The organism is Psychrobacter sp. DD43, assembly GCF_904846555.1.
In the GTDB taxonomy this organism is placed as follows: Bacteria; Pseudomonadota; Gammaproteobacteria; order Pseudomonadales; family Moraxellaceae; genus Psychrobacter; species Psychrobacter cryohalolentis.
On record NZ_CAJHBE010000036.1, the window covers coordinates 1 to 4,681 of the forward strand.

Here is a 4,681-nt window from a genome sequence, read left to right on the forward strand (position 1 = left end):
TAGCTACTACCACCATAGTTATCAATAACAATATTAATTTATAAATCATAGAACCCAGTAACCATAAGGATTATGACGATATTATCCTACGGTATGCTTAACAAGATACTGATATACATAGCATTATTTTTTATTGGAATAATCACTTAAGGTTATATAAATGATACTAAAAATAGTAATAAGTTTTTTATTAGCTTTGAGTACTGCTAATGCTATTGCAGGTAATATGTATATTTACAAGGATAAAGAGGGTAGAGCGCTGCTTGCCAATCTCAACCCAAGTGAAAAAAATAAAAGAAGTAAAGATACTTATATTCAAGTAGTTCAGCCATCTAAATCAACTACTGCTAATAGTACGCAGTCCATATTAGAGTTTGAAGTCCCTAAGGGATATAGGTTACCAACTGAGACTGATAATTTTGATGACTGGAAAACATTCAACGCACCTAATCACTTAAAGGCTGATTTTAACGGTGATGGTATTGAAGATGAAGCTTATCTCCTTCCTAAAAATGGTTCAAAATTAGGTTACGGTGTATTTGTCTCGATTAATAATTCAAAGGTTGCTTTACAACGTGGACGTAAGTTTCAGATGTTTAAACTTACAGCCAGAGAAGATATGCCCCCACAATCATTTGCAATTGAGTTAGCAGAACCGTCTAATGAAATATGGAAATCTGCTTGTGGTAAAGGGTATTGGAAGTGTGAGGTTGGAGAGCCATCTGCATTCAAGATAAATCACCCATCAATAATGTTCTGTTATATTGAATCTGCTTGTACGATATATATGTGGGATAGTGGTAAACTGACATTTAAAGAAATAAAGTTTAGTGATTAATAAAAATATAGAGACGTTATTTTTACTAGAACATTAGCTAAACTAAATAAAAGCGAGTACGAAATATGGTTAAAATATTGATAGGTTTTTTATTAGCCTTAACAACTGCTAATGCTGTTGCAGATAATGTTTTTATCTACGAAGATACAGCTCAACGAGCTTCTAATGCGGTTTCAGGCGGCAAGATGTATATCTACAAGGATACAGGTGGACAAGTTTTACTTACTAATGCCAATCCAAGTGGTAACTTCGACACATTTACTAAGAAAGTAAAGGTGACTTATTATAAAGACGGTACTGGCAATAAAGCCTCAGGAATGCAGAACGTCTCGTATGGTTCAAACTCTAATAGTGCTAGCTATTCAAATTCAGCCTATCTCTCACTTAGATAACTAATATAATCTTATTTATTTTATCAATAGACCTGAGAGCTACGTAGAGCCTTTTTAAGCGTCTTAAATAACTTTAAGCTACCATAGCATAGGAATAGTAATAGAAAGCAATATAGGGGCTTTTTATAAGCACTCACGTAAGGGTTAAACCTATATTAGATGCTTAGTAGGACTAACAAAGCGTATTAGATTAATTCTAGTATGTTTTTTTTATGTCTATAAAAAGATTCCCGTAACATTTTTATCCACCTCCTTGCTCTTGCTCACGTCATTACATGTCGTCTATTCACTTTAAACACTTGTTTGTCTTTTAGTAAAGCGCCAAAATTAGAGAGTATTAAAAGTATGTGTAAATACGATTAGGTAATGATTTTAAATTGAAATATAGAGCTTGGGAGGTGATATGAGTAAAAATATAGAGAATAAAAAAGAGCAAGAGTTCACAACAATGGGGTCAATTGGGGTAGCCATATTTTTCATATTTGTAGGATTGGTTTATTTAATCCCAGATGTATTCCCTCAAGGTACGCTGTATCTAGTGGCAGGGATATTAATTGTTCTAGTTACTGTTATTAATACATTCAAAGGTATTGCTTACGATTGGTTCATTATACTGTTTGCTATAGTTTGTATTGTGATAGGTGCTAATAAAATACTAGATTTTGAGGTGAAGTTTTTCCCAGTTATATTAATTGTAATAGGAGTTGCCGCTCTATTTACAAACTTAAAAAAACTTAGGAATCAGTAGCTTATATAATAAGTTATCTATTATTGAATTACAGACAACAAAAATCCCACTCAATAACTTGACGTATTGGTGGGATTTGTCGTTTAATTAGGTAACGGTTACAGCGTGTTGAAGCACACTGTAACGGACAAATAAGCATATGCAGTGCGTTATTTGAACAGTATTGAATACCCGTTTAAGGGTTATTTTATCCATATCCTGCTCAAAACTCAACTCCCTGTTACGATTTATCATATATAAAACCGTTTATTTATTCGTTATAGCCTTGTGCTGCTCTCTCTGTACTGTACCCGTCAAATGGGTGGCAGGCATCAGTGACGACTGCGTTTGACATAAGGGTAAAGCTCCCTACAGGGGTTACTAGACGAAGGATAAGAGCAACGCAATGAGTGGCTACTTGTGCATATCGTAGCGGTATATTGGGTGTAATCCCTTGCTAGCGTATGACAGCACAGTAGCGGTTAAGAGCGTGTCTAGGCGATGCTATCAATCGTAATCTTAACAAGGTCAGCTTGATACAGTGATGACCTCCTAATGACGATACTGCCGATTGACGGGTAATATCTCAAGGGTAACAACACTAAAGGATTTGCAGATTTTTATCTGTGAGTGCTTTAGGGTGAGTGTTCCCTAAAACTCCTCAACCTCAATCTGGATAATCGGAACAAGTGAATAAAGTTTAAGTCATTAAGTGACTTGTACTAAGACCAGATTGAGAAGATTAGTGCTAATTCAGATGATTATAGTGAATTAGCGATTAAGTATAGGAACACATAAATAACTTAGATTATTAGTTAACAACTACAAAAAAAAGTAAGTATTATGATAGATTCTAGATGTAACAGTTGTCATGCCTTTTTCTAATGTAATATGGGCAGCAACCTTATATATAATATGGTTTAAAAAAATTTAAGTTTAGTGGGTTTTTAATTATATCCTTACTGATAATGTAAACATATTTATAGTAATTATTAACTAAAGTGAAGTTGGTCATTAGAACACTCAGTAAGGTCTTTAGGGGTTAGGTTAGGATGCGTAAGAAAACGAATGCAGAGACAATAGAAATTGATGGGTTAGAGTTACCAATAAATACTCATGGTGGTAAGTACTATTGCTTTGAAGAGCCGTTACCTAAAATAAAACGTGAGTTAGACGCAATGCTATCTCATCATCGTAAAGTGTTTGTATTTAGAATTGATATGAGGATTGAGAGGTACACTGGTGATAATGAAGTTATGACCAAGTTCTTAAGAAGTTTTATTCCATGGTTAAAGAGAAGGTATCAATTAAAACGTGTAGGTTATGTCTGGTGTAGAGAAGTTGAGACATCAAAGAAACAGCACTATCACTTAGTGTTTATGATTGATGGTACTGCTGTTAAGACCATGAAAACGATTACTGATAAAGCAATAGAGATTGCATCTATACAAGATTTGTCACCTTGGATTCCTAAGAGTCCATCATATTTGATTGAACGTAAGCACTTAGAGCAAGGTAACTATACTAGGTATAAACAAGCCTTCCTTAGAGCCTCATACATAGCTAAGGAACGTGGCAAGAAGGTTAAAGGTGAGAGTGTTAATAGCTTTCAAACTAGCCGTATCAAGCCAAGGTTAAATGAGCATGGCACTATATTTAAGGCTGGTGATGATTACAGCAAGCGTATTAGAGATGCTGTCTGATAATCACTAATGGGACTATCATTAGACTATACCTTAACAGTAAAATAATTAAATGATAAATATACTATCATTAGAGTTGTTTTATTCATTAAATGATAGTATTATCACTAAACATTAAAATATAAGTCTAAATGATAAGGTGACGTTATGACAATCAGAATATATGTGAGAGCTAGCACTAAAGACCAAGATGCTAAGAGAGCGTTGTCTGATTTGATTGCCTTTAGTAAAAGTTATGATGATAACCATGTTGAATACATTGAGAATTACAGTGGCACTAAGCTAAACAGACCAACACTTAATAAGTTACTTGATGATGCCAATCAAGGAGATATATTGCTTGTTGAGAGTGTAGATAGACTAAGTAGATTGTCTCAGGATGACTTTGCTATTTTAAAGCAACGTATAAAAGATAAGGGCTTACGTCTTGTTGTAGCTGATTTACCTACTACTCATACAATCAATGATGGCATGACTGGTGAGATTCTAAACGTAGTAAATAACATGCTTATTGATTTACTAGCTACGATGGCTAAATTAGATAACGATAAAAGAAGAGAGCGTATCAAACAGGGATTAGCTAACAGCGGTTACAAGCCATCAGGTAAGACAGCCAATACAGAAAAACATAAACGTATTAAAGAGCTGGCAAGTCAAAACAACATGACAAAAGAAGAGATAGCTAAGGCGGTTGGTGTTGGTGTAGCTACTGTCTATCGAGTCTTAAAAGAGGGAGTAGTATCCTAGATATTTTAAACAGATAACCCACTCTTTTATTGGCTCTAGTAGGATATGTTCAACAGGTTCGTAGGTTGATAATGCCTTTGATAATAAGCTAGTTTATGTAAGCTCTTGTAACATTGGCATATAAGGGATAAGGTGAATTAATAGTTAAAGTTCAGATGCTTGTATAAATCCTTACTCTATATAGCTTTAAGGCTAGTTAGCTACTACCACCATAGTTATCAATAACAATATTAATTTATAAATCATAGAACCCAGTAACCATAAGGATTATGAC

General features: G+C 34.2%; 5 protein-coding genes. All 5 read left to right on the forward strand.

The annotated features are described in order from the left end of the window. Positions 1 to 160 precede the first annotated feature (160 nt). The 5 genes from JMX89_RS12630 (at position 161) to JMX89_RS12650 (ending at position 4,407) form a co-directional block, all read left to right on the forward strand. Positions 161 to 838 carry a hypothetical protein gene (locus tag JMX89_RS12630; protein ID WP_201551712.1) on the forward strand — a complete coding sequence of 226 codons (678 nt, stop codon included), beginning with the start codon at positions 161 to 163 and terminating at the stop codon, positions 836 to 838. A gap of 65 nt (positions 839 to 903) precedes the next feature. Continuing rightward, positions 904 to 1,230 carry a hypothetical protein gene (locus JMX89_RS12635; protein ID WP_201551714.1) on the forward strand — a complete coding sequence of 109 codons (327 nt, stop codon included), beginning with the start codon at positions 904 to 906 and terminating at the stop codon, positions 1,228 to 1,230. Between the two features lie 403 nt (positions 1,231 to 1,633). Next, a complete protein-coding gene (locus JMX89_RS12640; protein WP_201551716.1) occupies positions 1,634 to 1,978 on the forward strand; it encodes a hypothetical protein in 345 nt (114 codons plus the stop codon). 1,031 nt (positions 1,979 to 3,009) lie between these two features. Further along, positions 3,010 to 3,660: an inovirus-type Gp2 protein gene (locus tag JMX89_RS12645; protein ID WP_201551718.1), complete on the forward strand. Its 651-nt coding sequence runs from the start codon at positions 3,010 to 3,012 to the stop codon at positions 3,658 to 3,660. A 147-nt stretch (positions 3,661 to 3,807) separates the two neighbouring features. Beyond that, a complete protein-coding gene (locus JMX89_RS12650) occupies positions 3,808 to 4,407 on the forward strand; it encodes a recombinase family protein (protein ID WP_201551720.1) in 600 nt (199 codons plus the stop codon). The last annotated feature ends 274 nt before the right edge of the window (positions 4,408 to 4,681 follow it).